At 64.9% G+C, this 23,750-nt stretch carries 23 protein-coding genes; 13 read left to right on the forward strand and 10 right to left on the reverse strand.

Annotation, left to right across the window (positions count from 1 at the left end):
* Window positions 1-109 precede the first annotated feature (109 nt).
* From BRAD3257_RS13280 to BRAD3257_RS13290, 3 genes are all read left to right on the forward strand, one after another.
* Window positions 110-1,573, forward strand: coding sequence for a GH1 family beta-glucosidase (locus BRAD3257_RS13280; RefSeq protein ID WP_162500185.1), 1,464 nt, complete (start codon window positions 110-112; stop codon window positions 1,571-1,573).
* Between the two features lie 114 nt (window positions 1,574-1,687).
* A complete protein-coding gene (locus BRAD3257_RS13285; RefSeq protein WP_122402206.1) occupies window positions 1,688-2,920 on the forward strand; it encodes an acetyl-CoA C-acetyltransferase in 1,233 nt (410 codons plus the stop codon).
* A 345-nt stretch (window positions 2,921-3,265) separates the two neighbouring features.
* Window positions 3,266-3,568 carry an HU family DNA-binding protein gene (locus tag BRAD3257_RS13290; RefSeq protein ID WP_027574583.1) on the forward strand — a complete coding sequence of 101 codons (303 nt, stop codon included), beginning with the start codon at window positions 3,266-3,268 and terminating at the stop codon, window positions 3,566-3,568.
* Between the two features lie 70 nt (window positions 3,569-3,638).
* Here BRAD3257_RS13290 and BRAD3257_RS39695 read toward each other — a convergent pair whose 3' ends face one another.
* The 5 genes from BRAD3257_RS39695 to BRAD3257_RS13310 all read right to left on the reverse strand — a co-directional run bounded on the left by BRAD3257_RS39695 (window position 3,639) and on the right by BRAD3257_RS13310 (window position 7,609).
* Window positions 3,639-3,803: a hypothetical protein gene (locus tag BRAD3257_RS39695; RefSeq protein ID WP_160118809.1), complete on the reverse strand. Its 165-nt coding sequence runs from the start codon at window positions 3,801-3,803 to the stop codon at window positions 3,639-3,641.
* Window positions 3,800-6,181 (reverse strand): endopeptidase La, encoded by a 2,382-nt coding sequence (gene lon, locus BRAD3257_RS13295; protein WP_122402207.1) that lies wholly within the window; start codon window positions 6,179-6,181, stop codon window positions 3,800-3,802. The genes BRAD3257_RS39695 and lon overlap by 4 nt, the downstream gene beginning before the upstream one ends.
* 8 nt (window positions 6,182-6,189) lie before the next feature.
* A complete protein-coding gene (locus BRAD3257_RS13300; RefSeq protein ID WP_027574581.1) occupies window positions 6,190-6,573 on the reverse strand; it encodes an Hsp20/alpha crystallin family protein in 384 nt (127 codons plus the stop codon).
* Between the two features lie 152 nt (window positions 6,574-6,725).
* On the reverse strand, window positions 6,726-7,292 hold the full coding sequence (locus BRAD3257_RS13305) for a YciE/YciF ferroxidase family protein (protein WP_122402208.1): 567 nt from the start codon (window positions 7,290-7,292) through the stop codon (window positions 6,726-6,728).
* Between the two features lie 110 nt (window positions 7,293-7,402).
* Complete coding sequence (locus BRAD3257_RS13310) at window positions 7,403-7,609, reverse strand: hypothetical protein (protein ID WP_122402209.1); 207 nt, start codon at window positions 7,607-7,609, stop codon at window positions 7,403-7,405.
* Between the two features lie 89 nt (window positions 7,610-7,698).
* Here BRAD3257_RS13310 and BRAD3257_RS13315 point away from each other — a divergent pair, with 89 nt between their 5' ends.
* The 3 genes from BRAD3257_RS13315 to BRAD3257_RS13325 all read left to right on the forward strand — a co-directional run bounded on the left by BRAD3257_RS13315 (window position 7,699) and on the right by BRAD3257_RS13325 (window position 10,943).
* Window positions 7,699-8,325 carry a MarC family protein gene (locus tag BRAD3257_RS13315; RefSeq protein ID WP_122402210.1) on the forward strand — a complete coding sequence of 209 codons (627 nt, stop codon included), beginning with the start codon at window positions 7,699-7,701 and terminating at the stop codon, window positions 8,323-8,325.
* Window positions 8,326-8,489: 164 nt separating this feature from the next.
* A complete protein-coding gene (locus BRAD3257_RS13320) occupies window positions 8,490-9,143 on the forward strand; it encodes an L-fuculose-phosphate aldolase (RefSeq protein ID WP_174221566.1) in 654 nt (217 codons plus the stop codon).
* Window positions 9,144-9,155: 12 nt separating this feature from the next.
* Window positions 9,156-10,943: a chloride channel protein gene (locus BRAD3257_RS13325; RefSeq protein WP_122402211.1), complete on the forward strand. Its 1,788-nt coding sequence runs from the start codon at window positions 9,156-9,158 to the stop codon at window positions 10,941-10,943.
* A gap of 9 nt (window positions 10,944-10,952) precedes the next feature.
* Here BRAD3257_RS13325 and BRAD3257_RS13330 read toward each other — a convergent pair whose 3' ends face one another.
* Window positions 10,953-11,204, reverse strand: coding sequence for a DUF2798 domain-containing protein (locus BRAD3257_RS13330; protein WP_122406541.1), 252 nt, complete (start codon window positions 11,202-11,204; stop codon window positions 10,953-10,955).
* 290 nt (window positions 11,205-11,494) lie between these two features.
* On the opposite strand from BRAD3257_RS13330, the gene BRAD3257_RS13335 reads away from it, so the two are divergent.
* Window positions 11,495-11,881 carry a hypothetical protein gene (locus BRAD3257_RS13335; protein ID WP_162500186.1) on the forward strand — a complete coding sequence of 129 codons (387 nt, stop codon included), beginning with the start codon at window positions 11,495-11,497 and terminating at the stop codon, window positions 11,879-11,881.
* Window positions 11,882-12,717: 836 nt separating this feature from the next.
* Here the strand turns inward: BRAD3257_RS13335 and BRAD3257_RS13345 are convergent.
* Window positions 12,718-13,818 carry an IS4 family transposase gene (locus BRAD3257_RS13345; RefSeq protein ID WP_122402213.1) on the reverse strand — a complete coding sequence of 367 codons (1,101 nt, stop codon included), beginning with the start codon at window positions 13,816-13,818 and terminating at the stop codon, window positions 12,718-12,720.
* Between the two features lie 262 nt (window positions 13,819-14,080).
* Here BRAD3257_RS13345 and BRAD3257_RS13350 point away from each other — a divergent pair, with 262 nt between their 5' ends.
* A complete protein-coding gene (locus tag BRAD3257_RS13350) occupies window positions 14,081-15,040 on the forward strand; it encodes an IS110 family RNA-guided transposase (protein WP_122406484.1) in 960 nt (319 codons plus the stop codon).
* Window positions 15,041-15,592: 552 nt separating this feature from the next.
* Here the strand turns inward: BRAD3257_RS13350 and BRAD3257_RS13355 are convergent.
* The gene (locus tag BRAD3257_RS13355) at window positions 15,593-15,811 is read right to left on the reverse strand and encodes a hypothetical protein (RefSeq protein ID WP_162500187.1); all 219 of its coding nucleotides are present in this window, start codon (window positions 15,809-15,811) and stop codon (window positions 15,593-15,595) included.
* 220 nt (window positions 15,812-16,031) lie between these two features.
* Between BRAD3257_RS13355 and BRAD3257_RS13360 the strand changes: the two genes are divergently transcribed.
* The 4 genes from BRAD3257_RS13360 (at window position 16,032) to uraD (ending at window position 18,649) form a co-directional block, all read left to right on the forward strand.
* Window positions 16,032-16,313, forward strand: coding sequence for a hypothetical protein (locus tag BRAD3257_RS13360; protein WP_162500188.1), 282 nt, complete (start codon window positions 16,032-16,034; stop codon window positions 16,311-16,313).
* Window positions 16,314-16,404: 91 nt separating this feature from the next.
* Window positions 16,405-16,818 (forward strand): DUF3830 family protein, encoded by a 414-nt coding sequence (locus BRAD3257_RS13365; RefSeq protein ID WP_014493672.1) that lies wholly within the window; start codon window positions 16,405-16,407, stop codon window positions 16,816-16,818.
* Window positions 16,819-17,754, forward strand: coding sequence for an allantoinase PuuE (gene puuE, locus BRAD3257_RS13370; protein ID WP_122402215.1), 936 nt, complete (start codon window positions 16,819-16,821; stop codon window positions 17,752-17,754).
* Between the two features lie 7 nt (window positions 17,755-17,761).
* Window positions 17,762-18,649 (forward strand): 2-oxo-4-hydroxy-4-carboxy-5-ureidoimidazoline decarboxylase, encoded by an 888-nt coding sequence (uraD, locus tag BRAD3257_RS13375; RefSeq protein ID WP_162500567.1) that lies wholly within the window; start codon window positions 17,762-17,764, stop codon window positions 18,647-18,649.
* Here the strand turns inward: uraD and BRAD3257_RS13380 are convergent.
* Together BRAD3257_RS13380 and BRAD3257_RS13385 are read right to left on the reverse strand one after the other, a co-directional pair.
* Window positions 18,646-21,363: a molybdopterin-dependent oxidoreductase gene (locus BRAD3257_RS13380; protein ID WP_122402217.1), complete on the reverse strand. Its 2,718-nt coding sequence runs from the start codon at window positions 21,361-21,363 to the stop codon at window positions 18,646-18,648. The two genes, uraD and BRAD3257_RS13380, sit on opposite strands and share 4 nt — an antisense overlap.
* A complete protein-coding gene (locus BRAD3257_RS13385) occupies window positions 21,360-22,187 on the reverse strand; it encodes an FAD binding domain-containing protein (protein WP_122402218.1) in 828 nt (275 codons plus the stop codon). Before BRAD3257_RS13385 ends, BRAD3257_RS13380 begins: the two co-directional genes overlap by 4 nt.
* Before the next feature lie 159 nt (window positions 22,188-22,346).
* Between BRAD3257_RS13385 and BRAD3257_RS13390 the strand changes: the two genes are divergently transcribed.
* The gene (locus BRAD3257_RS13390; protein WP_162500189.1) at window positions 22,347-23,696 is read left to right on the forward strand and encodes an 8-oxoguanine deaminase; all 1,350 of its coding nucleotides are present in this window, start codon (window positions 22,347-22,349) and stop codon (window positions 23,694-23,696) included.
* The last annotated feature ends 54 nt before the right edge of the window (window positions 23,697-23,750 follow it).

Below are 23,750 nucleotides of genomic sequence, written 5' to 3' on the forward strand. Positions count from 1 at the left end.
GCGCCCTCGGGTCCCGCAATTCTGCATGCGGCATCCCCAAAGGCTGCTTCTCAAATGGTCCGCGACCCGCCATTGTGCCGCCGCAACGATCGTTTCGGAGGCAGCATCAATGTCGGACAAGGTCTCGCGTCGCCAGCTTGCGAAAATCGCGGGGTTGTCCGCAGCTGCGATGGCTGGTGCGCTCGAGGCTGCCGAAGCCAAGCCGGCAGCCCCGCCGCGCAATGGAGGCGGCTTTCCGGCGGGCTTTGTCTGGGGCACCGCGACCTCGTCCTATCAGGTGGAGGGCGCGGTCAACGAGGACGGGCGAGGGGCCTCGATCTGGGACAAGTTCGTGCGCATTCCCGGCAAGATCGAGGACGGCACCACCGGCGACCGCGCCAATGAGCACTATCACCGCTACAAGGAGGACATCGCGCTCATCAAGGAGCTCGGCTGCAGGGCCTATCGCTTCTCGGTGGCCTGGCCGCGGGTGTTTCCGGACGGCGACGGCAAGCCCAACCCGAAGGGGCTCGACTTCTACAATCGTCTCGTCGACGAACTCCTGAAGAACGGCATCGAGCCGTGGCTGACGCTCTATCATTGGGACCTGCCGCAATCGCTTGAGGATCGCTTCGGCGGTTGGCGTTCGACGGAGACCTGCAAGATCTTCGGTGACTATGCGGCCTATGTCGCCGAGCATCTGACCGACCGCGTCAAAAACGTGTTCACGTTGAACGAGAGCGGCCGCTTCGTCTATTTCGGCTACGGCATCGGCATCGACGCGCCGGGCCTGACGCTGCCGCAGGCCGAGGTCAACCAGATCAGGCACAACAGCGCGCTGGCGCATGGGTTCGCGGTGCAGGCGGTGCGCGCCCATGGCGGCCGCGGCACCAGGGTGGGGCCGGCCGAGAACATCGACGCCTGCGCGCCCGCGATCGACACGCCGGAAAACGTTCGCGCCGCGGAGATCGCGCTGCGCGAGATGAATGCCGGCTATCTCAACGTCATCATGACCGGCGGCTATACCGACGCCTTCCTGAAATATGCCGGGCCCAACGCGCCGAAATTCACCGATGCGGAGCTCAAGATCATTTCCTCGCCGGTCGATTTCCTCGGCCTCAACATCTACGCGCCGCAGAACTATGTGGTGGCCTCCGACCAGGGCGCGGGCTTCATGCCGCTGCCGATCCCGAAATCGTTCCCGCACATGAATTCGGACTGGCTGCGTGTCGGGCCCGAGACGATCTACTGGGTGCCGAAGCTGGCGGCAAAGATCTGGAAGACGGATGCGATCTATATCAGCGAGAACGGAGCATCCGGCGACGACATGGTGAGACCCGACGGCAGGATCTACGACACCGACCGCATCATGTATTTGCGCAACTATCTCGCCCAGCTCCAGCGTGCCACAAGTGAGGGCGTGCCGGTGCGCGGCTATTTTCTCTGGAGCCTGATGGACAATTTCGAGTGGGTGTATGGCCTCAACAAGCGTTTTGGGCTGTACCACGTCAATTTCGACACCCAGGTCCGCACGCCAAAGCTCAGCGCCAGCTTCTACCGCAACGTGATCGCGAACAACGCGGCGGGGGTATGATTGCCGTCGCCCCTCCCTCTTGCGGGGAGAGGCAAAGGAGGCGCTGCGCATTGACTCGCCTGTCCCCCCTGATTCAAAACCGCCCGCAACGCTCATAACAAGAGGACGACGCCCATGCCTGACGCACTGATCATCGATGCCTGCCGGACCCCGCGGGGCATCGGCAAGGCCGGCAAGGGAGCCCTCTCGGGCATTCATCCGCAGCAGCTCGGGGCAACCGTGCTGCGCGCGCTCGCCGATCGCACCGGGATCGACACCGCCGATGTCGACGACATCGTCTGGGGCTGCAGCGCGCAGGTCGCAACGCAAAGCGGCGATCTCGGCCGCATGTCGGCGCTCGATGCCGGCTACGACGTGCGCGCCAGCGCGGTGACGCTCGACCGCTTCTGCGGCAGCGGCATCACCAGCGTCAACATGGCCGCAAGCTCGATCATGGCGGGCGCCGAAGACCTCGTCATCGCCGGCGGCTGCGAGATGATGTCGATGGAGGGACGCCGCGGCGGCGGTCCGATGATGATGGACGGCGGCAATCTGCGCCTGCGGGCCAAGCATCCGCAGTCGCATCAGGGCGTCTGCGCCGACGCGATCGCGACGCTGGAAGGCATCACCCGGCAGGACGTCGACGCGCTCGGGCTGGAGAGCCAGAAGCGCGCGGCGCATGCGATCGCGAACGGCCACTTCAAGAAGAGCCTCGTGCCGGTTCACCGCGAGGACGGCAGCCTGGCGCTCGATCACGAGGAGTATCCGCGGCCGCAAACCACGATGGAAGGCCTCAGCAGCCTGAAGCCGGCGTTTCCGGCCATCGCCGACTACGCGCTCGACGACAAGGGCACGACTTATCGCGGCCTGATCCTGCAGAAATACCCCGACCTGAAGATCGACTTCGTGCATCACGCCGGCAACTCGTCCGGCGTCGTCGACGGCGCCGCCGCGATCCTGCTGGCCTCGCCCGCTTACGCCAGGGCGCATGGCCTGAAGCCGCGCGCTCGCGTGGTCGCGATGGCCAACATGGGGGATTCGCCGACCTTGATGCTGAACGCGCCGGTCCCGGCAACGCGCAAGGTGCTGGCCAAGGCGGGCCTCAGCATCGACGACATCGACCTGTTCGAGATCAACGAGGCCTTCGCGGTGGTGGCGGAAAAATATATCCGCGACCTCAAGCTCGACCGCGCCAGGGTCAACGTCAATGGCGGCTCGATCGCGCTCGGCCATCCCATCGGCGCCACCGGCTCGATCCTGATCGGCACCGTGCTCGACGAACTCGAACGGCGCGACCTGAAGCGTGGTCTCGTCACCATGTGCGCCGCCGGCGGCATGACGCCGGCCATCATCATCGAGCGCGTCTAGCTAATCGCCCCCTCACTTTCTCCCCGTTTTTACGGGGAGGAGGAGCGGCGACAAGCGATCCGACCCTTATTTTTCAGGGTGAAACACGCTCCCCCTTTCACAAAGAGGCCGGTCGTCGCTTGTCGAAAGCGGCGAATCAGTTCTAGCAAGACGTCGTGCGGGCCTTTGAAACAAGGCAAAAACCGCTGCCGGAGGCTTCCTCCGCTCCGGAAGTAGCTAAAAAGCAGGGTTTTTTGTCACAGCAGGCCAGAAAAGCCCGTAATTTCGCGACAAAACTGTGCAGAAGGCTATAGGCCTTCAACGGTTGGTCTAATATGCAACCGGCAACGAATCAGAGGAGACACGATGCCAACCCAAATGTCCAAATCGCAGTTGATCGAGAAGATTGCGACCGCCACCGAGCTTTCCAAGCGTGACGTCAAGAACGTCATGGAGACGCTGACCGACGTCGGCCACAAGGAGCTCAAGAAGAACGGCCTGTTCCTGGTGCCGGGCTTCGCCAAGTTCGTGGTCATCAAGAAGCCCGCGACCAAGGCGCGCAAGGGCACCAACCCGTTCACGGGTGAAGAGATGATGTTCAAGGCCAAGCCGGCCCGGAAGATCGTCCGCGCCCGCCCGGTCAAGGCCGCAAAGGACGCCGTGTCCTGACAACGCAAAGGCTCCCTCGAAGGAGGGAGCCTTTTGTTTGGGGCAGCCGCGAGGGCCTGAGACGGAGGGCTCAACCCTTGCGGCGCTTCACGCGGACCGGGACCGGCTGAAGCCGCGGCTCAGGCGCCGCGAGCGTGTCGCGAACCCGGTCGATCGCGCGATCGAGCAACTGGCGCAGCCGCTGCGTCCTCCGCGATCTCTTCGCTTTCTCCAGCAGTTTCTTCATCGCCTTCACTCCGCCGCTTCGACCGTGGCTTCAGCCGGCTCGAGCGCCGCGGCGATCGCCTCGTCGACGCGCTCCAGCCAGATGAATTCGAGCTCGTCCCGCGCGCTCTTCGGGATGTCGTCATAGTCCCGCTTGTTGCGCGCCGGCAGCATCACCCGCTTCAAGCCGGCAGCCGCCGCAGCCACCACCTTCTCCTTGATGCCGCCGACGGGCAGCACCAGGCCGCGCAGCGAGATCTCGCCGGTCATGGCGGTGTCGCTGCGCACCGTGCGATTGGTGAGCAGGGAGGTCAGCGCCGTGAACATCGCGACGCCCGCGCTCGGCCCGTCCTTCGGGGTCGCGCCCGCGGGGACGTGAACGTGGATGTCGCTCTTCTCGAACGCTTGCGGATCGATGCCGAGCTGCGTGGCTTTGCTCTTCACCAGCGTCATCGCAGCCTGCACGCTCTCGCGCATGACGTCGCCGAGCTGACCGGTCAGGATCAGACCGCCCTTGCCGGGCACGCGCGTTGCCTCGATGAACAGGATGTCGCCGCCGACCGGCGTCCAGGCAAGGCCGGTGGCGACCCCGGGAACGCTGGTGCGCAGTGCGATCTCGCCTTCGAAGCGCGGCTGACCGAGGACGGTGGCGATGTCCTTCGGCGTCACCACGACCTTCGTGGCAGTGCCTTCGGCGACCTGCACCGCGGCATGGCGGAACACCTTGCCGATCTCGCGCTCGAGGTTACGCACGCCGGCCTCGCGGGTGTAGCCCTTGACGATCAGCTTCAGGGCCTCCGGCTCGATCTCGGCCTGCTCGGCGGTCAGGCCATTGGCCTCGAGCTGCCGCCGCACCAGATAGCGCCGCGCGATCTCCAGCTTCTCGTCCTCGGTGTAGCCTGCGAGGCTGATCAGCTCCATGCGGTCCAAGAGCGGACCCGGGATCTGGTCCAGCATGTTCGCGGTCGCGATGAACACCACGCGCGACAGGTCGAAGGGCACGCCGAGGTAATTGTCCCGGAACGTCCCGTTCTGCTCGGGGTCGAGCACCTCCAGCATGGCGGCAGAGGGATCGCCCTGCACGCCACGGCCCATCTTGTCGATCTCGTCCAGCATCATGACGCAGTTCCGGGCACCCGCCTTCTTGATGCCCTGGATGATGTTGCCGGGCAGCGCGCCGATATAGGTGCGCCGGTGGCCGCGGATCTCGGCCTCATCATGCACGCCGCCGAGGCTGACGCGCACGAACGGGCGCCCCATCGCGCGGGCGATGGACTGGCCGAGCGAGGTCTTGCCGACGCCGGGCGGGCCGACGAAGCACAGGATCGGGGCCTTGCCCTGCGGGGCGAGCTTGCGCACCGCCAGATATTCGATGATCCGGCTCTTGATCTTCTCCAGGCCAAAATGGTCGGCATCCAGGATGGCGCGCGCCTCCTTGATGTCGATCGGCTTCTCCTCGGGCAGCGCCCAGGGCAATTCGATCAGCCAGTCCAGATAGGTGCGGACCATGCCGGCTTCGCCGGCGGCTTCCGGCATGCGCTCGTAGCGGCGCAGCTCCTTCTTGGCATGCGCCTCCGCCTCCGGCGGCATCTTGGCCTTGGCGATCGCAGCCGTCAGCTCGGTGACCTCGGCCGCTTTGCCGTCGCCTTCGCCGAGCTGGCGCTGGATGGTCGCCATCTGCTCGCGCAGGATCGCCTCGCGCTGCCGCTCGTCGAAGCTGGCGCGGGTCTGCTGGCCGATCTCCTTGCTGATGCGCAGCACTTCGAGCCGCTCGGCCAGGTGCTTCGAGACCTTCTCGACGCGCAGAGCGAGGTCGATGGTCTCCAGCACCTCCTGCTTGTCCTGCGGCTTGATGTCCATGAACGAGGTTGCGAGATCCGCCAGCGCGCCGGGCGCGCTGGTGCCTTGGAACATCGCCGCCAGCTCGGGCGGCGCCTGCGGCAACAGCTCGATCGCCTCGATGGCCTGGCGCTGCAGGTTCAGCGCGCGCGCCTCGATCTCGGGCGAGGTCGTGGTCGGCTCGGGGATCTGCTGGAAACGCGCGGCCGGGAACGGCGTCCCCGGCAGGAAGTCGAGGATGCGCGCGCGCTGCACGCCCTGGCAGACGATGTGATGGGTACCGTCGGGCGCGGTGATGTACCGCACGATGTTGGCGATGGTCGCGACCCGATAGAGGTCGTCCGCCCCGGGGGCATTGGTCTCGGGGCTGCGTTGCAGGACAATGCCGATCGGCCGCTGTTCGCGCAGCGCCTGCTGCGCGGCGGCGATGGACTTCGCCCGGCCGATCGTGATCGGCGCGATGGCGCCGGGGAACAGCACCATCTCGCGCACGGGGACGATGATCAGCGCGTCGTCGGGGATCTTCACGTCGTTACTGGTCTGTTCGTTGTTCATCTGTTCGGTGGCCATGATCGACCTCAGGATTTGGCGAGGCGCAGTGCGACGCAGCCGTCCATCACGAAGCGGCTGATGGCGTAGCGGCCAAGGGGCAGCGCGATGCGCCGCTCGAAGCGGCCCTGCGGCAGCTCGAGCCGGTGGATGCGGGCGTTGCGAAGCTCCGGCGGGAGGGTGCGCTGACCGGAGATGATGAGAACGCCGTCATGGATGACGGTCTCGACATTGTCCGGATTGACGCCGGGAAGCGCGACCAGGATCAGGAGCTCACGCTCGGTCTCGAGCACGTCGATCGGCGGCTCCCAGCAGGCTTCCTGGCGGCCGAACTGCTGACGCAGCCGATCGGCGCGGGTCAGCGAGTCCAGGGCTTCGGAGAGCATCCAGTCGAGAGGATTTTTGGGTTGCATGATGCGGGCTCGGGGTGGGAAAGCCTGCATATGGGGCTGGTTCCCGGGAAATCCAGTGCGGCGGCGCCGGTGTGCCATGCGCCGCCGTGCGATCAAAACAAGCGAACGCCGCGGCATGGGCCGCGACGTTCCGTCATTGCCAGGGGCGCGGGTCAGGCCGCAGCGCGGTACTCTTCTTCCGCTTCAAGATTGATCACGGAGGTGGCGAGCTCCGTCAGGGTGCGATCGGTCGCCTCTTCCTCGTCCAGCGTCTCCTGGAGCAGTCTTGCTGCGTCCTGCATGCCGAGCTCCTCGGCCCAGGTGCGCAGCGTGCCGTAGCGGGAGATCTCGTAATGCTCGACCGCCTGGGCGGCCGCGAGCAGTCCCGCATCGAGCGCCGGCGCTCCCTTGAACTCCTTCATGATCTCGGCGCCCTCGTCGGCAATGCCGTTGATGGCCTCGCAGGGCTTGCCGCGTGCAGGCTTGTCCAGCATCTTGAAGATCTGATCCAGCCGCTTGACCTGCCCCTGGGTCTCGCGCAGATGCTTGTCGAAGGCGGCCACCAGCTCTTTCGACTGCGCTGCCTTCGCCATTTTGGGCAAGGTCTTGATGATCTTGTTCTCGGCGAAATAGATGTCCTTCAGCGTCGCCAGAAACAGATCGCTGAGCATCTTCGGCGGCCGGCGCGGCCGGCGCGCTGCGGTCTTCTTGCTTGTGCGTTTCTTCGCTCGTTTAGCCATACGTCCTCCTCGTGAGGCGATGCGGGAAGGCCTCGCCTTCCTCAATCCTCGGGCGATAAAACCCGTTGGAGAACGAAAGTTCCAAACTGCAACCGGCGCTCGCGGCTCGCTCAGGTCGGGCGTTTGTAGGGGTCTTCCTGGCGCTGACGCTCGTCCGTCGCGCGGTCGAGGCGCGCCCGCTCGCTGCGGCGCAGGTGGCCGGCCTTCATCACCCCGTAAACGAGAACCCCGCCGAGCACGAACGCGCCGATGAACCAGAGCCAGAGCAGGTTGGCCGAGAGGTGGCCGAGGAGCATTCCGATTCCACTGTCGCTCATTGTCGTCTCCAGTGATTTCCAAAGCGGCTTTGCTGGGCTAAGTCTGCCCGGCAGCCATCGTTCCAGCGCCCGGGGGGCCTCGCCGACGCATGCTCGACTTCGCCCTGTCAGCCTTCGTGACGCTGCTCCTGGTGGTCGATCCGGTCGGTCTTGCACCGGCCTTCCTCGCTGCGACCGGGAGCATGCCCGACCCGGTCAAGCGAACGATCGCGCTGCGCGCGCCGATGATCGCCACCTCGATCCTGGTGGTGATCGCGCTGGTCGGCAACTGGCTGTTGCGCCAACTCGGGATCGGCATTCCAGCTTTCCAGATCGCCGGCGGGCTGCTGCTGTTCGGCGTCTCCTATCAGATGATCTTCGGCGATCGTCCGCATCGCGAGGCCCGCGAAGCCGACAAGGCGACCGCGGAGCATGCCTCGGACGTCGCGGTATTTCCCTTGGCCATTCCGATGATGGCCGGCCCCGGCGCGATCGCGACCACGCTGCTGCTGTCGGGCGATGCCGGCTACGGGGCGAAGCTCGCGATCATCATCGCGGTGGTGCTCGCGGTTTGCCTGCTTTGCATGCTGTGCTTCGTCTCAGCGGGCCTGATCGCGCGCACGCTCGGGCGCACTGGAAATGCCGTGCTCTCGCGCGTGCTCGGCATGCTGCTCGCCGCCTATTCGGTGCAGTTCGTCATCAACGGGATCGCGGCGGTCCGGGCGAGCCTGTCGTAAGGCTGCGGCAATCTGCTAATCTGTTGATTTTGCGGTCTGTTTCGGGAAGCGGGGAATCCGTCGACGAGGCGGGGCGCGATCCGGTCGCTTTCGCTTGCACTGCCGCACGGCTTTGACGTACTTCCATCTAACGTCCATCGCCAAGAAACCGAGAAGAAACCGAGATGTCGATGACTGCGGACGAACTCGACAAGAGGCAAGCCATCATCGACGCCTGCCGCCGCATGAATGCGCTCGGCATCAACCAGGGCACATCAGGGAATATCAGCGTCCGGCATGTGGATGGGCTCCTGGTCACGCCCACCAGCGTGCCCTACGAGACCATGACCCCGGACCAGATCGTCTTCATGGCGATGGACGGCGCACACGCGCCCGATCAGAAGCCGTCGAGCGAATGGCGCTTCCATCGCGACATCCTGAAGTCGCGGCCTGACGTCAATGCCGTCGTGCACGCCCATCCGACCTATTGCACCATCCTGGCGATCATGGGCATGGAGATTCCGCCGGTGCACTACATGATCGCGGCTGCCGGCGGCGACAGCATCCGCTGCGCGCCCTATGCGACGTTCGGAACGGTCGAGCTGTCCGATCATGCGGTGCGGGCGCTGGAGGGCCGGCTTGCCTGCCTGCTCGACCATCACGGCATGATCGCGATCGGCAAGACGCTGGACAAGGCGATGTGGCTCGCCGTCGAGGTCGAGACGCTGGCACGGCAGTATCACGGTTGCCTTCAGATCGGACAACCGCCGCTGCTTCCGAGCGACGAGATCGAACGGGTCCGCCAGCGCATGGCCGGTTACGGCCTGTCGGAAGGGTAGGGCGGGCAGAAGGTGTTCGTGCGGATCAGACATCTCGTCGATCGCAAGGGGACGAACCGCACCATGGTTCGGATACGCGCCCTGTTGCGCAGCAACGAGTTCTACCTGATCCCGTTCGCGCTGGTGATCGGCACGCTCGCGGGCGCGATCGTGACGCTGATGGCCGAAATCGCCCAGATCGCGCACGTCGTGATCTACGGCATTCCCATCGACGTCCGCCTGTCCTCGAACGCGTATGTCAGTCCTTGGGCAGCGCTGATCGCGCCCGCGCTCGGAGGGCTGGCGCTCGGCATCATGGAATGGTCGCGGCGGCGCATGAAGATCTCGAACGCGGTCGACCCGATCGAGGCCAACGCGCTGCGCGGCGGCAATCTCTCGATGCGGGACAGCGTGGTGGTGTCGAGCCAGACCCTGATTTCCAACGGGTGCGGCGCCTCGGTTGGCCTGGAGGCCGGCTATACCCAGATCGGCTCGGGTATCGCCTCGCTGCTCGGCAAGTTCTTCAACCTGCGCCGCAACGATCTGCGCCTGATGGTCGGTTGCGGCGCCGCGGCGGCGATCGCGGCGGCGTTCGGTGCGCCGATCACCGGCGCCTTCTACGCCTGCGAGCTCATCGTCGGCGTCTATTCGGTCGGCAGCGCCGCGCCGATCCTGGCGGCCTCGCTCGCGGGTGCCCTGACCGCGCAATGGCTAGGCGGCGCGCCTTACTCGCTGGAGATACCCAAGGTCAGCGCCGTCGGCGTCGAGCAGTACCTGGCTCTGATCGGGCTTGCCCTCGTCACCAGCGGCGTCGGTATCGCCGTGATGCGCTCCTCGCCGACGTTCGAGCGCCTGTTCGCCTGGATGCCAGTATGGCTGCGTCCGGTGATCGGCGGCCTCATCGTCGGCGGCTTTGGGATCGTCACGCCGCAGGTGCTGGCAGCCGGCCACGGCGCCATGGTGCTCGATCTGTTTCACGACATGGCGATCGGTCTGATCGCGCTGATCATCGGCTTGAAGGTGACGGCCTGCCTGATCTCGCTCGCCTCGGGCTTCCGCGGCGGCCTGTTCTTCGCCTCGCTGTTCGTCGGCAGCCTGATCGGAAAGTTCTTTGCCGCGGTGCTGCTGCTCATCAGCCCGAACTTCGCGATCGATCCGCTCGTCGCGATGCTGACGGGCATGGCGACGCTCGGGGTCGCCATCGTCGGCGGCCCGCTTACGATGTCGTTCCTCGTGCTCGAGATGACCCGAAATGTCGACGTCACCGCCGTGGTGCTGGCCGGCTGCATCGTCACCTCCATCTGCGTGCGCTTCATGTTCGGCCATTCGTTCTCGACCTGGCGCCTGCATCTGCGCGGCGAGACCATCCGCAGCGCCAACGACGTCGGCTGGCTGCGCAATCTCACGGTCGAGCGCTTGATGCGCTCCGATGTCGGCAAGGTGCCGTCGACCACGACGATCGCAGCGACGCGAGCCGAATTCGCGCTGGGCTCGCGGCCCGGGATCGTCATCGTCAACAATGCTGACGAATATGTCGGCCTCGTCATGCTGCCCGACCTGTTCTCCAGCGATCTCGACGCCATCGCCGACGATATCCAGGTGATCGAGCTCGCCCGCCTGGTCGACATCGTGCTGATCCCGGAAATGAACGTGAAGTCGGCGATGGCCGTGTTCGACGAGGCCGAGGCCGAGATGCTGGCGGTGGTCGATTCCACCGACAGCCGCAAGGTGGTCGGCTTCCTCACCGAGACCTTCGCCCGCCGCCGCTATGTCGAGGAGATCGACAAGGCGACGAGGGGCGTGCTCGGGGCGCTGTCGTAAGCGCTCCCCCTATCGGCCGGGTGGGGCTGCAACGAGCCAGGCCACGATCCGGCGGACCAGTGGCAGGACCAATAGCAGCGTCGGAAAGGCGACCAGCCATGACAGCGCCCAGGCGCCCGGCCAGGCCGCGAGGAACGCCGGCGTTGCGCCGAGGCTTCGCAGAGTCGAGATGATCGACACCACCGCCGTCATGAGGATGGATAGCACGAATGGCATTACGATCGGCGCATAGCGCGCCGGCAGTTTGCGAACCGCAATCATCTGGTCTCTCTTGGAAAAGGACGCGTCAGTCACGTTGAACCCTGCAAATGGCATCGATCCCGACGGCGTCGGTTGATGCGTTGGTTCACGTGAAACGCTTACGGCAGCCGAAAACGGCGCGGCTGTTCATTATCCGCTCAGGTTGGATGATGCAAGCTGGATCTGATCATTCGGTTTACAATGGTTCAAGGCGTGGCAGATCGCCGCGTTCATGAAACCATTTCAGTGATCTGCGCGTTGCGGACTGTTTGCTTACGGATGTGTTTGGGCGAAAGCAGAGGAAGATCGAGATGAGTGATGCACCGATGATTTCCGCGGCGCGCCGCAGCACGGTCCTGGCCGCGTTCGCGACTCTGGCGCTGCTCGCCGCTTCGGTGGCGCCTTCAGCAGCAGCATCCCCAGATGCGGCCCCGGCCGTGTCCGCCAAGGCTGCTGCGGCAGGTCAGGCCTCCGCCGGCGCCACCGATTTCAGCGCCCGACGTCGCCACTATTATCGACGCGGACCGAGTGCGGCAGGCCTTGCCTTTATGGGCGCCGCCGCGGGTATCATCGGCGGAGTGATCGCTGAGCAGCGGCGCCGCGACTACTACGAGAACCGCTATTATTATGGTTATGGTCCGCGTCCCTACTACGGTAGTCCCTACTACGATCCCGGCTACCATTACGGGCCATATTGAACGGTCGTTTTCAATGCTGGCCAGCTTGGATCGCGCGAAAAGGGCGGTGCCTTGTGCCGCCCTTTTTTGATGCGCGGGCCTGTTTCGCTTCTCTGTCAACCCACGGGCGCGAAAATATTCCACTTTACCGAAATTCGGATTTGTCGTATTTGTCGCGCATCCCGGCTCATTCTCGAGGGGCGATCATGGGGTCGTCATTGTCGCGAGCCGGGCTTGCGGTGGACGCAGCAGCGTCGGGCGCGAACAGCCAGGGGCAGGGCGGATTGCTCTCCGTGAGCCCTAAGGCATCGTGCGGACGAACGGCGCTGTCAGGTTCGTCTCGTCATACTTCGATGGCAACGTGCACAACGCCATCGGACCCTGCGGCGAAATGGCGAACCGTGCGCACGGCAAAACCGTGTGGTCCTGGCCGTCGTTGCTACGGTCAAGCGCTTGCGAATGCGGCAGTCGCGTCAACCGGCGCGGCTGCCGGTGAATTCCGCGAGCGCGAGGGAGGCCAGAAGGAATTCGGCTCCCAGGAGAACGCGGCATAAGCCGTCCGACCATCGCGCAGGGAAGGCCGAGTGATTGGCACCACCTGTATGCTGCTGTGCGGTCTCCTTTGCGCGATCCTTTCGCGCAGCAGACCGCGGGTGCGAGGTCAGCACCCGGTCTTCCCCATAGGCGTTAAGGTAGCGCGAGCATCGATTGATACGGACGTTTTCGAGGAGGCTCGCGCAGGTGCCGCCCAAGCGCTCGCTTTCTGCGGCGAAAGCAACGGATGGTTGGTTGTGGAATGATCGCTTGTAGCAAGGATGCAACGAGTTGTTGCAAAACACGCCAAGCGCCAGGTGCCGTCAGGCCGCCTGCGTCCAGCGGGGAGAGTCCTCGAAGTCGCGGGCAAGCGGCTCGAGCAGCAGGATGATCAAGAGGTGTGCCAGCAAGTAGGGCTTGGCGGAGCGCGGATCGGTTCCAGGTGGCGTCTTGAGACCAATCAGACTCTTCAGTCGCTTGAAGCCAAGTTCGATGCGCCATCGCAGTCGATAGAGCGCGAGTACATCCTTGGTGGAGAACTCGTCCCGCGCGAGCGACGTGACCAGAATGACCCAATCCGCGGCTTCCAGAGTTTCTTTGGAGATGACGCGGTTTTCGTCTTGTGCGTCGCGCCGGGCTTTACGGCGCGAAGCCGCGACTGCACCGGCGGGCTTCTTGACTGCGACCAGACGCATAGCCAGAGGCGCACCGTCCTTGCGTTTGATCCAAATCCTCCGATCGATCAGTCCGTGCGCCTTCGCCGCACGCAATTGGGCCATCAGATCGAACGGAAGGCCTTTGGCATCAAGCCAACGTGCGTTCTTCCAGCCCGCTCGGATCAAAACGTCTGCCCCGGCGTCGCGCACAGCGGCGATGCGGTCAGGTTGTAGATAAGCGCGGTCAGCAATGCGGATCTCGTTCTTGACCACCGGTATCCGGTCAAACGTTTCGCCTTCTTGCTGATCTGTCAGCTCGAAGTGACCAAAGCGCTCATATGGCAGATCGAATGCACTATGAACGCGCCAAAGCTCACTGTTCCTGCGCGCAGCCGGTCCTGCCTGAGGCACTGTCGTCGCATCGATAATGCGGATCAGGCGGCCTCGGCTCGCTTTCGGGGCTGCCGCAGCGAGCAAGCCCTCCACCAGCACTGCAAACCAATCGCCACATTGACGCAGGCGATAGAACAACGCCACGCTGCTGAGGTCGGCAAGGCCAACAGAAGCGGCCCACGCGGCTGTCGATCTCAACCCTCTTTCACCCAGACAATAGGCCAGCATCAGCCGAAGTAACGCCACCGCATCTGGAATTTGGCGCCGCCGCACGAAAGCCTTCGTCTGGCGCGCACTTATTTCAAGCTGCGCAGCCCCGCCGAGCTGCGTAACCACTCTCGTCCAGTCCTCGTTCAGAAGCGATTCGTCTGCCATCCCGCCTTGGAATCACGTGTGATTCCAACACTCAAGAACAAACTTAACGCCTATGCGGTCTTCCCTGCGCCCTTGTGTCCCCGAAATCTGCCAGAATGTGGCAACGGGCGGTTGGATCAGAACCGCCCGTTGCCGGAACTGAGCCCGTTGCGCCCAAAGGCGACAGAGCCTGCTAAAGAGCAAGGGACAGCTCCGGTGTCTTCCTGAACCCGAACAGTTGCAAGGGCTGCGAGCCCGTACCAGGCAAGGAAGGGAGTGGATGATGACACAAGACGATCTGGTTGTCGTCGGCATCGATGTCGCTAAAGACAAGATTGATGCGTGCATTCGGACCGTAACGGAGCGGAAGACTTGCCCAACAACCGCGGCGGGGCGACGGAGCTTGATTGCATGGCTTCGCAAGCATCAGGTCGGCAAGGCAGTGATGGAGGCAAGCGGCGGCTACGAGCGGGTATGGGCCAAGGCGTTGCGCCAAGCAGGGCTGGAAGTACGGATCGTCGATCCCAAACGGGTTCGCCACTTTGCGGAATCGGCGGGACGCCTTGCGAAAAATGACAAGATCGACGCGGAGATGATCTCCTGGTTCGCCGAGACATTCGGCGAGGCTCCCAGCCAAGTCGACAATCCCGCTCACGAGGAGATGAAGGCACTGGTGAAGGGACGCCAAGGCCTGCTTGACGTCAGGGCTCGCCTGGAAATGCAGAAGGAGCATGAGGCGCCGGCCCTTGTTCAGAAGGCTCGCGCGCGTCTTCTTAAGAAGCTGGCTGACGAAATCGCCGCGCTCGAGACCGCGATCGCGGCGACGATCAAGACAACGCCGGACTTTGCCAAACGTGCCGAGATCATCCAGAGCGTACCAGGCTTTGCTGAGGGGACCGCAATGGCGCTGCTTGGAGGACTACCGGAGCTGGGGCAGGTGAGCGACGAAGTTGCCGCCGCGTTGATGGGCGTTGCTCCTTATGACGACGATAGCGGCAAACGTCGAGGTGAACGCTGCATCAAGGGTGGCCGCCGCTGGGTGCGAAATGCCCTCTACATGCCCTGTGTCGGTGCCGCAACGCTGAACAATCCGGTGTTCAAGGCCTTCTACGAACGGCTGATTGCCAAGGGCAAGCCGCCAAAGGTCGCGATCGTCGCCTGCATGCGCAAGCTGATCATCATCCTCAACACCATGATCGCGCGCGGCGAGACGTGGGATCCGAAGAAATACAGGGTGGCCTGACGAGCGCGCCTATCTCGCGCTCGGACCTCGGCCGAGCGCATGCAAAGCCAACAGACCGGTGAGCGGACGGGGTCAAGGCCGTCAGCCGCCGCAGGCGGGGCGCGCCAGCGCCAGCCTTGAGGCCGGCCGATCGCCGGGCTACTTCGCCACAGTTGCTCTTGGCTTTCAGAGGGAGAAGCGACGAAGCAAAGCTCGGGCGAGTTGCGCCGCGAGGACGCGAAGGCATGTCTGCAGCCACGCACACGCTGTCACCTCACACTCCGTCATTGCGAGCGCAGCGAAGCAATCCAGAATCTTTCCGCGGCGGGATTCAGGATTGCTTGGTCGCAAGGGCTCCTCGCGATGACGAGGAGGAGAGAGCGTGTACCACACGCCTCTCGCGTGCCCCGGACGCAGCGCAGCGCTCCTTCAGCGGTGCGCTGCAGAGCCGGGGCCCATGTCGCCGCGCCCGTGCCGTGTTGCCCTGGGTCCCGGCTCTGCGCCGCAACGCTTCACGGGTTGCGGCTGGTCCGGGACACACGAGCAAAAGCCGACATGCAACGCATCGGCAAATCACCGTCCCGCCGGCGCCGACATCGCGCCGTTGGCATAGCGCGACCAATCGGGCGCCGTTGGCTGCGACGGCCAGAGCGCGGCATTGGAGTCGCGGACCGACTGCGTGATGGGAGCGCGTTGCGCCTTGCGGGCGTGGTGGCGGTCGCTTGCGGCGGCGGTCTGGACGGTGGCGGCGGCAATCAGCATGGCGCCGAGAAAGGCGAAAGTCTTTTGCATCGTTGTCTCTCCCGTGACGACGCTCCGGCTGTGAGAGATGTCGTCGTCGTCCAGGCTGACATGGCGATGGGCCTTCTCGATATCAGCGGCGGCGCCATCACGATGGAGCGAGCAAATTTTTTGGTCCCGGCTAAATATTCGGCAGCCTGCCCTTGGCCCCCGATGGACTTGCCCGCCGCAATCCGGTTCAATGGGGCAACTGAGTTCCCAGGCGACAACGATGTCGAGATATCTGCTGGTCCTGCTGCTGATCGCTTCGCCCGCAGCCGCGCAAGTCAAGATGACACCGAAGACCGCTGCGGCGCATCCCGATCCCTGCGCGCCGATCGGGCGGACCGCGGACGGCAAGCTGGTCTATTCCATGAAATGCGAGAACCTGCCGGCGCCGCCCGCACCCCCGCCGCAGGCGGAACTGAAGGAGACGCCGCCTGCGGCAGCCGCCGAGCCGGAGCCGGAGGTGCGGCGTAGCGGCATTTTCGGCTGGTCCTACGATCGCAGGTGATTGCGACTCCGCCCCTTGCGCGAAGCCCGATGGAGTGCTTTTTGCTGAAGGTTCCCCGCGGGGCCTCTAGCCCCCGATCCAGAGAGATGAGATGAGCAAACTCGTTATCCGCGCCGGCGATTTCACCTTCGATGCCCGTTTCGAGGAGCAGCTGGCACCCAAGACAGTGGCCGCCTTCCGCAAGGCGCTGCCGTTCGAAAGCCACATCATCCATGTGCGCTGGAGCGGCGAGGGCGTGTGGATGCCGCTCGGCGACCTCGATTTCGGCGTCGGCTACGAGAACCACACCAGCTATCCCGCGCCAGGCCAGATCATCCTCTATCCGGGCGGCATCAGCGAGACCGAGATCCTGCTGGCCTATGGCGGCGTGCATTTCGCGAGCAAGATGGGCCAGCTCGCCGGCAACCATTTCATCACGCTGACCTCGGGCCTGGAGAATCTGGCGACACTCGGCAAGAGCGTGCTGTGGAAAGGCGCGCTGCCGATCCGCTTCGAGGAAGTCTGAGTGAGTGAGCCTCGCTACCCGCGCGATCTCCGCGGCTACGGCCGCAATCCGCCGCACCCGCAATGGCCAGGTGAGGCGCGGATCGCGGTGCAGTTCGTCGTCAATTTCGAGGAGGGCGGCGAGAACAACATCCTGCACGGCGACCGCGCCTCGGAAGCGTTCCTGTCCGACGTGCTCGGTGCGCAGCCCTGGCCGGGTCAGCGCCATGCCAATATCGAATCCATGTTCGAGTATGGCTCGCGCGCCGGCTTCTGGCGGTTGTGGCGGATGTTCAACGAGCGGAAGTGGCCGACCACGGTGTTCGGCGTCGCCACTGCGCTCAAGCGCAATCCCGAGATCGTCGCGGCGATGAAGGAGTCGGGCTGGGACATCGCGAGCCACAGCCTGAAATGGATCGAGCACAAGGACATGACCGAGGCGCAGGAGCGCGCCGAGATCGCGGAGTCCATTCGCGTCCACACCGAGGTGACAGGATCGCGGCCGCTCGGTTGGTACACCGGGCGCTCCTCGATCAACACCAACCGCCTGCTGATGGAGGAAGGCGGCTTCCTCTATCTGTGCGACTCCTATGCCGACGATCTGCCCTATTGGGTCAGGGGCGCGAACGGCAAGCAGCTCATGATTCCCTATACGCTCGATGCCAACGACATGCGCTTCATCAATCCGCAAGGGTTTGCCGAAGGCGAGCAGTTCTTCACCTATCTGAAGGACGCCTTCGACGTGCTCTACGCGGAAGGGCAGACCGCGCCGAAGATGATGTCGGTCGGCCTGCACTGCCGCCTCGCCGGCCGGCCCGGCCGCGCGGCCGGGCTGATGCGCTTCCTCGATCATATCGGCAAGCACGAGCGCGTCTGGGTGCCGACGCGGTTGCAGATCGCGCAGCACTGGCACGACAAGCACGCCCATCTTGCCGCCGACGCATTCGAGATCGGGTGAGAGGATGATGTCGCAGATCCCGCTCGCCGATCTCAACGCTGCAAGCCGGGCCGAATTCGTCGCGGCGCTCGCCAATGTCGTCGAATATTCGCCATGGATCGCCGAGCAGCTTGCGGCAAAGCGGCCGTTCGCCGGAATCAACCAGTTGCACGCCGCGCTGATTGCGGCGATCCAGGGTGCAGAGCCTGACGTTCAGCTGGCGCTGATCCGGGCGCATCCCGATCTCGCCAACAAGACCCAGCGCGCCGCCGGCCTCACGGCGGAATCGACCGACGAGCAGAACAGCGCCGGACTCGACCGGCTGTCGGAAGCCGAATACGCCGCGTTCGAACGTGCCAACAACGCCTATCGCGAAAAATTCGGCATCCCCTATATCGTCTGCGTGCGCCGTCACACCAAGGATTCCGTGCTGCGCGACTTCGAGACGCGGCAGCCCAACATCATCAAGACCGAGATAAGGCGTGCGATCGAGGAGATCGGCCGCATCTCGGCGCTGCGGCTGGATCAGCTCGTCATTGCCGACGATCGGCTGAAGGTGCACGGCCGGCTCTCGACTCATGTGCTGGACAATCACATTGGCAAGCCCGCGCCGGGAATCCCGATTGAGCTCGTGGAGCTCGCGAGCCTCGGCGAGAGCCGCATCATCGCGCGGACCGTCACGAACGCGGACGGCCGCACCGACCAGCCACTGATCGGCGGTCGTCCGCTGCCGATTGGCCGCTACGAGCTCAGATTCCGCATCGCCAGTTATTACGCCGAGCGCAACGTGCCGCTGTCGGACCCGCCGTTCCTCGGCGAGATCCCGCTGCGCTTTGCGATCAGCGAGCCGGAAAGCCATTACCACGTGCCGCTGCTGGTCACGCCCTGGAGTTATTCGACCTATCGCGGCAGTTAGCCACCAAACTTGTCGAGCAGCGCCGGAAACAGCCGATCCGGCTTGAAGGGCGGCGCGGTGAAGCGGATGCCGGTGGCATCGGCAATGGCGTTGCCGAGCGCAGCGGCAACCGGATTGTACGGACTCTCGCTCATCGACTTTGCGCCCAGCGGTCCGATCGTGTCGGACGTTTCGGCGAAGAACACCTCCGTGCGCGGAACGTCGGCGAAGGAGGGCAGGTGATAATCTCGGAATTTCGGGTTGATGACGCGCCCCGTGGCGTCGATCACCATCTCTTCGTAGAGCGCAGCGCCGAGCGCCTGCGCCACGCCGCCTTCGACCTGGCCACGGCACTGCATGGGATTGGCGACGACGCCCGCGTCCGCGGCGTGCACGCTCCTGAGAATCCTGAGCTCACCGGTGCCCTTGTTCACCGCGACGCGAAAGCCCTGCACGTTGAAACCGACCGAACGCGGCGTGCCGTTCGAGCTGCCGGTGCCTGCGAAGGGTTGGCCGCATTCGCGGGCGAGCTTGGCCAGTTCCGTAAAGGACATGCGGCGTACGCCGCTGACGACGGCGTCGGCATCGAGCACGCAGGTGTCCACGTCGCACAGCCACGCGCCGGCGGCGGCCGCCCTCAGCTCGGTCGCAAGCTGCGCGGCTGCGGCATGCGTCGCCTTGCCCGCGACGAAGGTGCCGGCGCTGCCATAGGCGCCAGTGTCGTGGCCGCCGTGCGCCGTGTCGGACTGGCGCAGGCGGATGCGGTCGACAGTGGTCGCAAGCGTCGTCGCCGCGATCTGCCGATGCACGGTGCTGGTGCCGTTGCCGAACTCGGCGGTGCCGACGGTGAGATCGAAGCCGCCGTCATCGCGCAGCGCGATCGTGGCATCGGCGAAATGGCCGGCCGGTGGCACCGTATCGATCATGGTCAGCGCAATGCCGTCACCAACCAGCCATTCCGGCGACAGCTCCGGCTGCGGGCCACTGGCCTGCATCGCGCGCTCGACGAGGTCGAGGCACTGGTCGAGTCCATAGGAGCCATAGAGCACGTCGTGATATTCGGACGGCGGCGGCGACAGCATGGGATCGCCGGGCTTGATGATATTGCGCCGGCGCATCTCGTAGGGGCTGATGCCGAGCTGCTTCGCCAGCTCGTCGATCGCGGCCTCGACCGCGATGAGGGCCTGCGGCAGGCCATAGCCGCGAAACGCACCCGCCGGCACCGTGTTCGTGTAGACGGCATAGCCGTCGACCCGCTTGTTCGGGCAATTGTAAACGGCGATGGACTCGGACAGCGCGTGGAACATCACGGGGCCGGCATGATTGCCGTAGGCGCCGGTGTTGGAGAGCACGTCGAGCTGGAGCGCGGTGAGCTTGCCGCCGGCATCGGCGCCGGCCTTGATGTGCATCCGCATCGGATGTCGCGTCGAGGTCGCGATGAACTGCTCCTCGCGGGTGAGTTCCAGCTTCACAGGAAGCCCTGTCTTGAGCGCAGCAAGCGCCAGGATGTCCTCGACGAACATCTCCTGCTTGCCGCCGAAGCCGCCGCCGACGCGTTCGCAGAACACGCGGACCTTGTCCCTGGGAAGCTGGAAGATGTCCGACAGCGCGCGCCGGGTCAGGAACGGCACCTGCGTCGAGGTGCGGACATTGAGCACGCCCGCATCGTCGAGCCAAGCGAGCCCGCCGTGAGTCTCCAGTGCGGCGTGCTGCACGCGGTGACTGTGGAAGGTCGCCTCATAGGTGACGGCGGAAGCGGCGAGTGCTGCGGCTACATCGCCGAACTCGCCATGCGTCTCCGCCGCGAGGTTACGCTGGGGATCGGCGATCCGGTTCGCGGTGGTGCGGTCAGGATGAAGAACGGGCGCATCCGGTTTCATCGCCTGCTCGGGATCGATCAGCGCGGGCAGGATCTCGTATTCCACCTTGATCCGCCGGCACGCCTCCTCGGCGGCGGCTTCGGTCTCGGCGACGACGGCGGCGAGCTTCTGGCCGATGAAGCGGACGACGTCATCGAGAACGCGGGTGTCCTCGGGATCCATCCAGTCCCTCTCGTGCCGCGCAGTCGAGATCAGGACAGGCGGTGCATCCTCATGCGTCAGCACGGCGTGCACGCCGGGAAAGCGAAGCGCGTCCGATTTGTCGATCGCGACGATCCTGGCGTGAGCATGAGGCGAGCGCAGCAGCTTGATGTGCAACAGGCCTTCGATTGCGGTATCGAAGGTATAGCGTGCCTTGCCGCGCACGATATCGGGACCCGCGGGCGCCGGCAGGCTGCGGCCGAAGGCGGCGCCGGTCTCGACGATCGCCTCGACATTGGTGTTGCCGAGGATCGCGTCCTCGATCGAACGATAACCGGTGCAGCGGCAGATATTGCCCTTCAACGCGCTGCCGAGATCGGTGCGCTGCGCCTGGTTCAGCGAGGCGCAGGTCAGGATCATGCCGGCGGTGCAGAAGCCGCATTGAAAACCCTGCGCGTCGAGGAAGGCTTGCTGCATCGGATGGTCGCCGCCGAGCCCCTCGACCGTGGTTACGGTGCGTCCCTCGGCGCGGAACGCCGGGATCAGGCAGCTGTGTACCGGCTCGCCGTCGAGCAGCACGGTGCAGGCGCCGCAATCACCGGCATCGCAGCCCTTCTTCACGCCGAAATGCCCGAGCTCGCGCAGGAACGTGCGCAGGCATTGCCCGGCGCGTGGCTCCTGATAGAACGCCTTGCCGTTGACCTCGAAGCTCATGGCCGCGTCGCTCCCAGGAGTTCGCTGCGAATTTCCTCGGCTAACCGCAGCGTCATATGCTTGCGCCAGAGCGGCTTGCCATGGATGTCCGTATGGTACAGGTCATCCGTGATCTGCTGCATGAGCGCGGTGCGAAGTGCGCTCGCATCCGGGGCTTTGCGAAAGAGAAGCTGGATCGGCCGCACCGTCGCCGCGGTGACTGTGAGCGTCAGCGTGTCATCGGCTTCGAGACTTCCGATCAGCAGTGCTGCCGAACGGCCGACGGGCGCCAGCGAAATTTGGCGAAAGGCGGTGCGGCGCTTCAGTGCGACAATCGGGACATCGATCTGCCGGAGCAGGTCGCCCGGCGTGAGACGGTTGCGCTGGTTGCCTGTGACGAAATCGACCACGGAAAGCCTCTGCTCTCCGCCGCTGGCCTTCCAGATGGTGCAGACTCCGTCGAGCGCTGATGTGAGCGAGATCATCGGTCCGGCCGGCAGCGACATGCAGAGATTGCCGCCGACCGTTGCCGTCTTCCAAATCTTGAACGAAGCAAGAAAGGCCCGACAGCACTGGTTGATCAGCGGTGCCGCGAGCCAATCGGACGGGCAGGCGAGTCCATCAAGCTCCGCGACGGTGCAAGTGGCGGCGATGCTGAGGTGGCTCTCGGTGAGTGTCAGCGCCGGCCATTTCAGATCGGTGAGATCGATCAGTCGTGTCAAATGCGTTTGCGGCTCCGAGAAGAGCCAAGTGCCGCCTGCGAGCCAAGCATCACCTGCCGTCCAAACGGGCAGCTGCGAGCGCGTTTGCGGATGGGCGACCGCTGTGATGGTATTCAAGTCCATGGCTGCGCCAACCCTCCCGCCGGGTGAATGGTCAAGAGAAAGTGTTGCAAGACGGGAGCCAAGTGGCAACAACAAGTGGCAACAACAAGTCGGAGCAGGGACGCGGTCGTCCTCCGCCTTGCAGGCCTGCCGTCAGCGGGTGTGAGGAGAAGCAGGATCATGAGTGACACAAGGCCGACATGGATCAGGGATCCCCTGGCCATCCTCGCCGACCGTGCCGAGCGCGGCATCGTGGTGAAGGACGGCCGGATCGTCGAGCTGGTGCCGGCCGGCGGTGTGCCCGCAACCGCTGACGTCGCGGTGTTCGACGCGGGCGAACACGTGGTGCTGCCGGGCCTGATCAACACCCATCATCATTTCTATCAGACGCTGACGCGGGCGCTGCCGGCCGCGATGGGCCGCGAGCTGTTCCCCTGGCTTCAGGCGCTCTATCCGGTGTGGGCGAGGCTGACGCCGGAAGCGCTCGAGCTCGGCGTCACCGTGGCAATGTCCGAGCTGCTGCTCTCCGGCTGCACCACCACGACCGATCACCACTATGTATTCCCGGCCGGACTCGAAGACGCCGTCGATATCGAGGTGGCGGTGGCGAAGCGCCTCGGGCTAAGGGTGTTGCTCACGCGCGGCTCGATGAACCTGTCGCAGCGCGATGGCGGCCTGCCGCCCGACAGCGTCGTGCAGGACGAGGAAACCATCCTTGCCGACAGTGCCCGCGCGGTCGCCAAGCACCACCAGCGCGGCGCGGACGCGATGGTGCAGATCGCGCTCGCGCCGTGCTCACCTTTCTCGGTGACGACGTCGCTGATGCGGGCCACCGCCGATCTCGCCGACAAGCTCGACGTGCGCCTGCATACCCATCTCGCCGAAACCGAGGACGAGAACAGGTTCTGCGAGCAGATGTATGGCTGCCGCCCGCTGGACTATCTCGAGCAATGCGGCTGGCTCAACGCGCGCACCTGGCTCGCCCACGGAATCTTCTTCAATCCGGACGAGATGAGACGGCTCGGCAAGGCCGGCACGACCGTCAGCCATTGCGCGTGCAGCAACCAGCTGCTGGCGTCCGGTTGTTGCCCGGTATGCGATATGGAAGAGGCCGGCGTTGGGATCGGCATTGGTGTCGACGGCTCGGCCTCCAACGACGGTTCCAACCTGATGCAGGAGGTGCGGGCCGCGTTCCTGCTGCAACGGGCGCGCTATGGCGTGACGAGGGTCAGCCACAGCGATGCGCTGCGCTGGGCGACCAAGGGCTCGGCAGCCTGCGTCGGCCGTCCGGAGCTCGGCGAGATCGCGATCGGCAAGGCGGCGGACCTCGCGCTGTTCAAGCTCGATGAACTGCGCTTCTCCGGCCACGGCGATCCCCTGGCCGCCCTGGTGCTGTGCGGGGCGCATCGCGCCGATCGGGTGATGGTGGCTGGAAAATGGGCGGTGATCGATGGCGCGATCCCGGGTCTCGAGGTCGCAGACCTCATCCGCCGCCATAGTTCCGCGGCGCGGGCCATGCAGGGGGGATAATCGGGGGCCAGATAGAAAGAGGGGGCAGCCACAAGTGCCGGGTGCTTCTGGCCA

The sequence above is a fragment of the Bradyrhizobium vignae genome (assembly GCF_900324035.1).
GTDB lineage: Bacteria > Pseudomonadota > Alphaproteobacteria > Rhizobiales > Xanthobacteraceae > Bradyrhizobium > Bradyrhizobium vignae.

What these genes read in the sequence shown, in the direction of transcription:
- BRAD3257_RS13280 (WP_162500185.1), top strand. Translation starts at nt 110, where the DNA reads ATGTCGGACAAGGTCTCGCGTCGCCAGCTTGCGAAAATCGCGGGGTTG.
- BRAD3257_RS13285 (WP_122402206.1), top strand. Translation starts at nt 1,688, where the DNA reads ATGCCTGACGCACTGATCATCGATGCCTGCCGGACCCCGCGGGGCATC.
- BRAD3257_RS13290 (WP_027574583.1), top strand. Translation starts at nt 3,266, where the DNA reads ATGCCAACCCAAATGTCCAAATCGCAGTTGATCGAGAAGATTGCGACC.
- lon (WP_122402207.1), bottom strand. Translation starts at nt 6,181, where the DNA reads ATGGCCACCGAACAGATGAACAACGAACAGACCAGTAACGACGTGAAG.
- BRAD3257_RS13300 (WP_027574581.1), bottom strand. Translation starts at nt 6,573, where the DNA reads ATGCAACCCAAAAATCCTCTCGACTGGATGCTCTCCGAAGCCCTGGAC.
- BRAD3257_RS13305 (WP_122402208.1), bottom strand. Translation starts at nt 7,292, where the DNA reads ATGGCTAAACGAGCGAAGAAACGCACAAGCAAGAAGACCGCAGCGCGC.
- BRAD3257_RS13310 (WP_122402209.1), bottom strand. Translation starts at nt 7,609, where the DNA reads ATGAGCGACAGTGGAATCGGAATGCTCCTCGGCCACCTCTCGGCCAAC.
- BRAD3257_RS13315 (WP_122402210.1), top strand. Translation starts at nt 7,699, where the DNA reads ATGCTCGACTTCGCCCTGTCAGCCTTCGTGACGCTGCTCCTGGTGGTC.
- BRAD3257_RS13320 (WP_174221566.1), top strand. Translation starts at nt 8,490, where the DNA reads ATGTCGATGACTGCGGACGAACTCGACAAGAGGCAAGCCATCATCGAC.
- BRAD3257_RS13330 (WP_122406541.1), bottom strand. Translation starts at nt 11,204, where the DNA reads ATGATTGCGGTTCGCAAACTGCCGGCGCGCTATGCGCCGATCGTAATG.
- BRAD3257_RS13335 (WP_162500186.1), top strand. Translation starts at nt 11,495, where the DNA reads ATGAGTGATGCACCGATGATTTCCGCGGCGCGCCGCAGCACGGTCCTG.
- BRAD3257_RS13345 (WP_122402213.1), bottom strand. Translation starts at nt 13,818, where the DNA reads ATGGCAGACGAATCGCTTCTGAACGAGGACTGGACGAGAGTGGTTACG.
- BRAD3257_RS13350 (WP_122406484.1), top strand. Translation starts at nt 14,081, where the DNA reads ATGACACAAGACGATCTGGTTGTCGTCGGCATCGATGTCGCTAAAGAC.
- BRAD3257_RS13355 (WP_162500187.1), bottom strand. Translation starts at nt 15,811, where the DNA reads ATGCAAAAGACTTTCGCCTTTCTCGGCGCCATGCTGATTGCCGCCGCC.
- BRAD3257_RS13360 (WP_162500188.1), top strand. Translation starts at nt 16,032, where the DNA reads ATGTCGAGATATCTGCTGGTCCTGCTGCTGATCGCTTCGCCCGCAGCC.
- BRAD3257_RS13365 (WP_014493672.1), top strand. Translation starts at nt 16,405, where the DNA reads ATGAGCAAACTCGTTATCCGCGCCGGCGATTTCACCTTCGATGCCCGT.
- uraD (WP_162500567.1), top strand. Translation starts at nt 17,762, where the DNA reads ATGTCGCAGATCCCGCTCGCCGATCTCAACGCTGCAAGCCGGGCCGAA.
- BRAD3257_RS13380 (WP_122402217.1), bottom strand. Translation starts at nt 21,363, where the DNA reads ATGAGCTTCGAGGTCAACGGCAAGGCGTTCTATCAGGAGCCACGCGCC.
- BRAD3257_RS13385 (WP_122402218.1), bottom strand. Translation starts at nt 22,187, where the DNA reads ATGGACTTGAATACCATCACAGCGGTCGCCCATCCGCAAACGCGCTCG.
- BRAD3257_RS13390 (WP_162500189.1), top strand. Translation starts at nt 22,347, where the DNA reads ATGAGTGACACAAGGCCGACATGGATCAGGGATCCCCTGGCCATCCTC.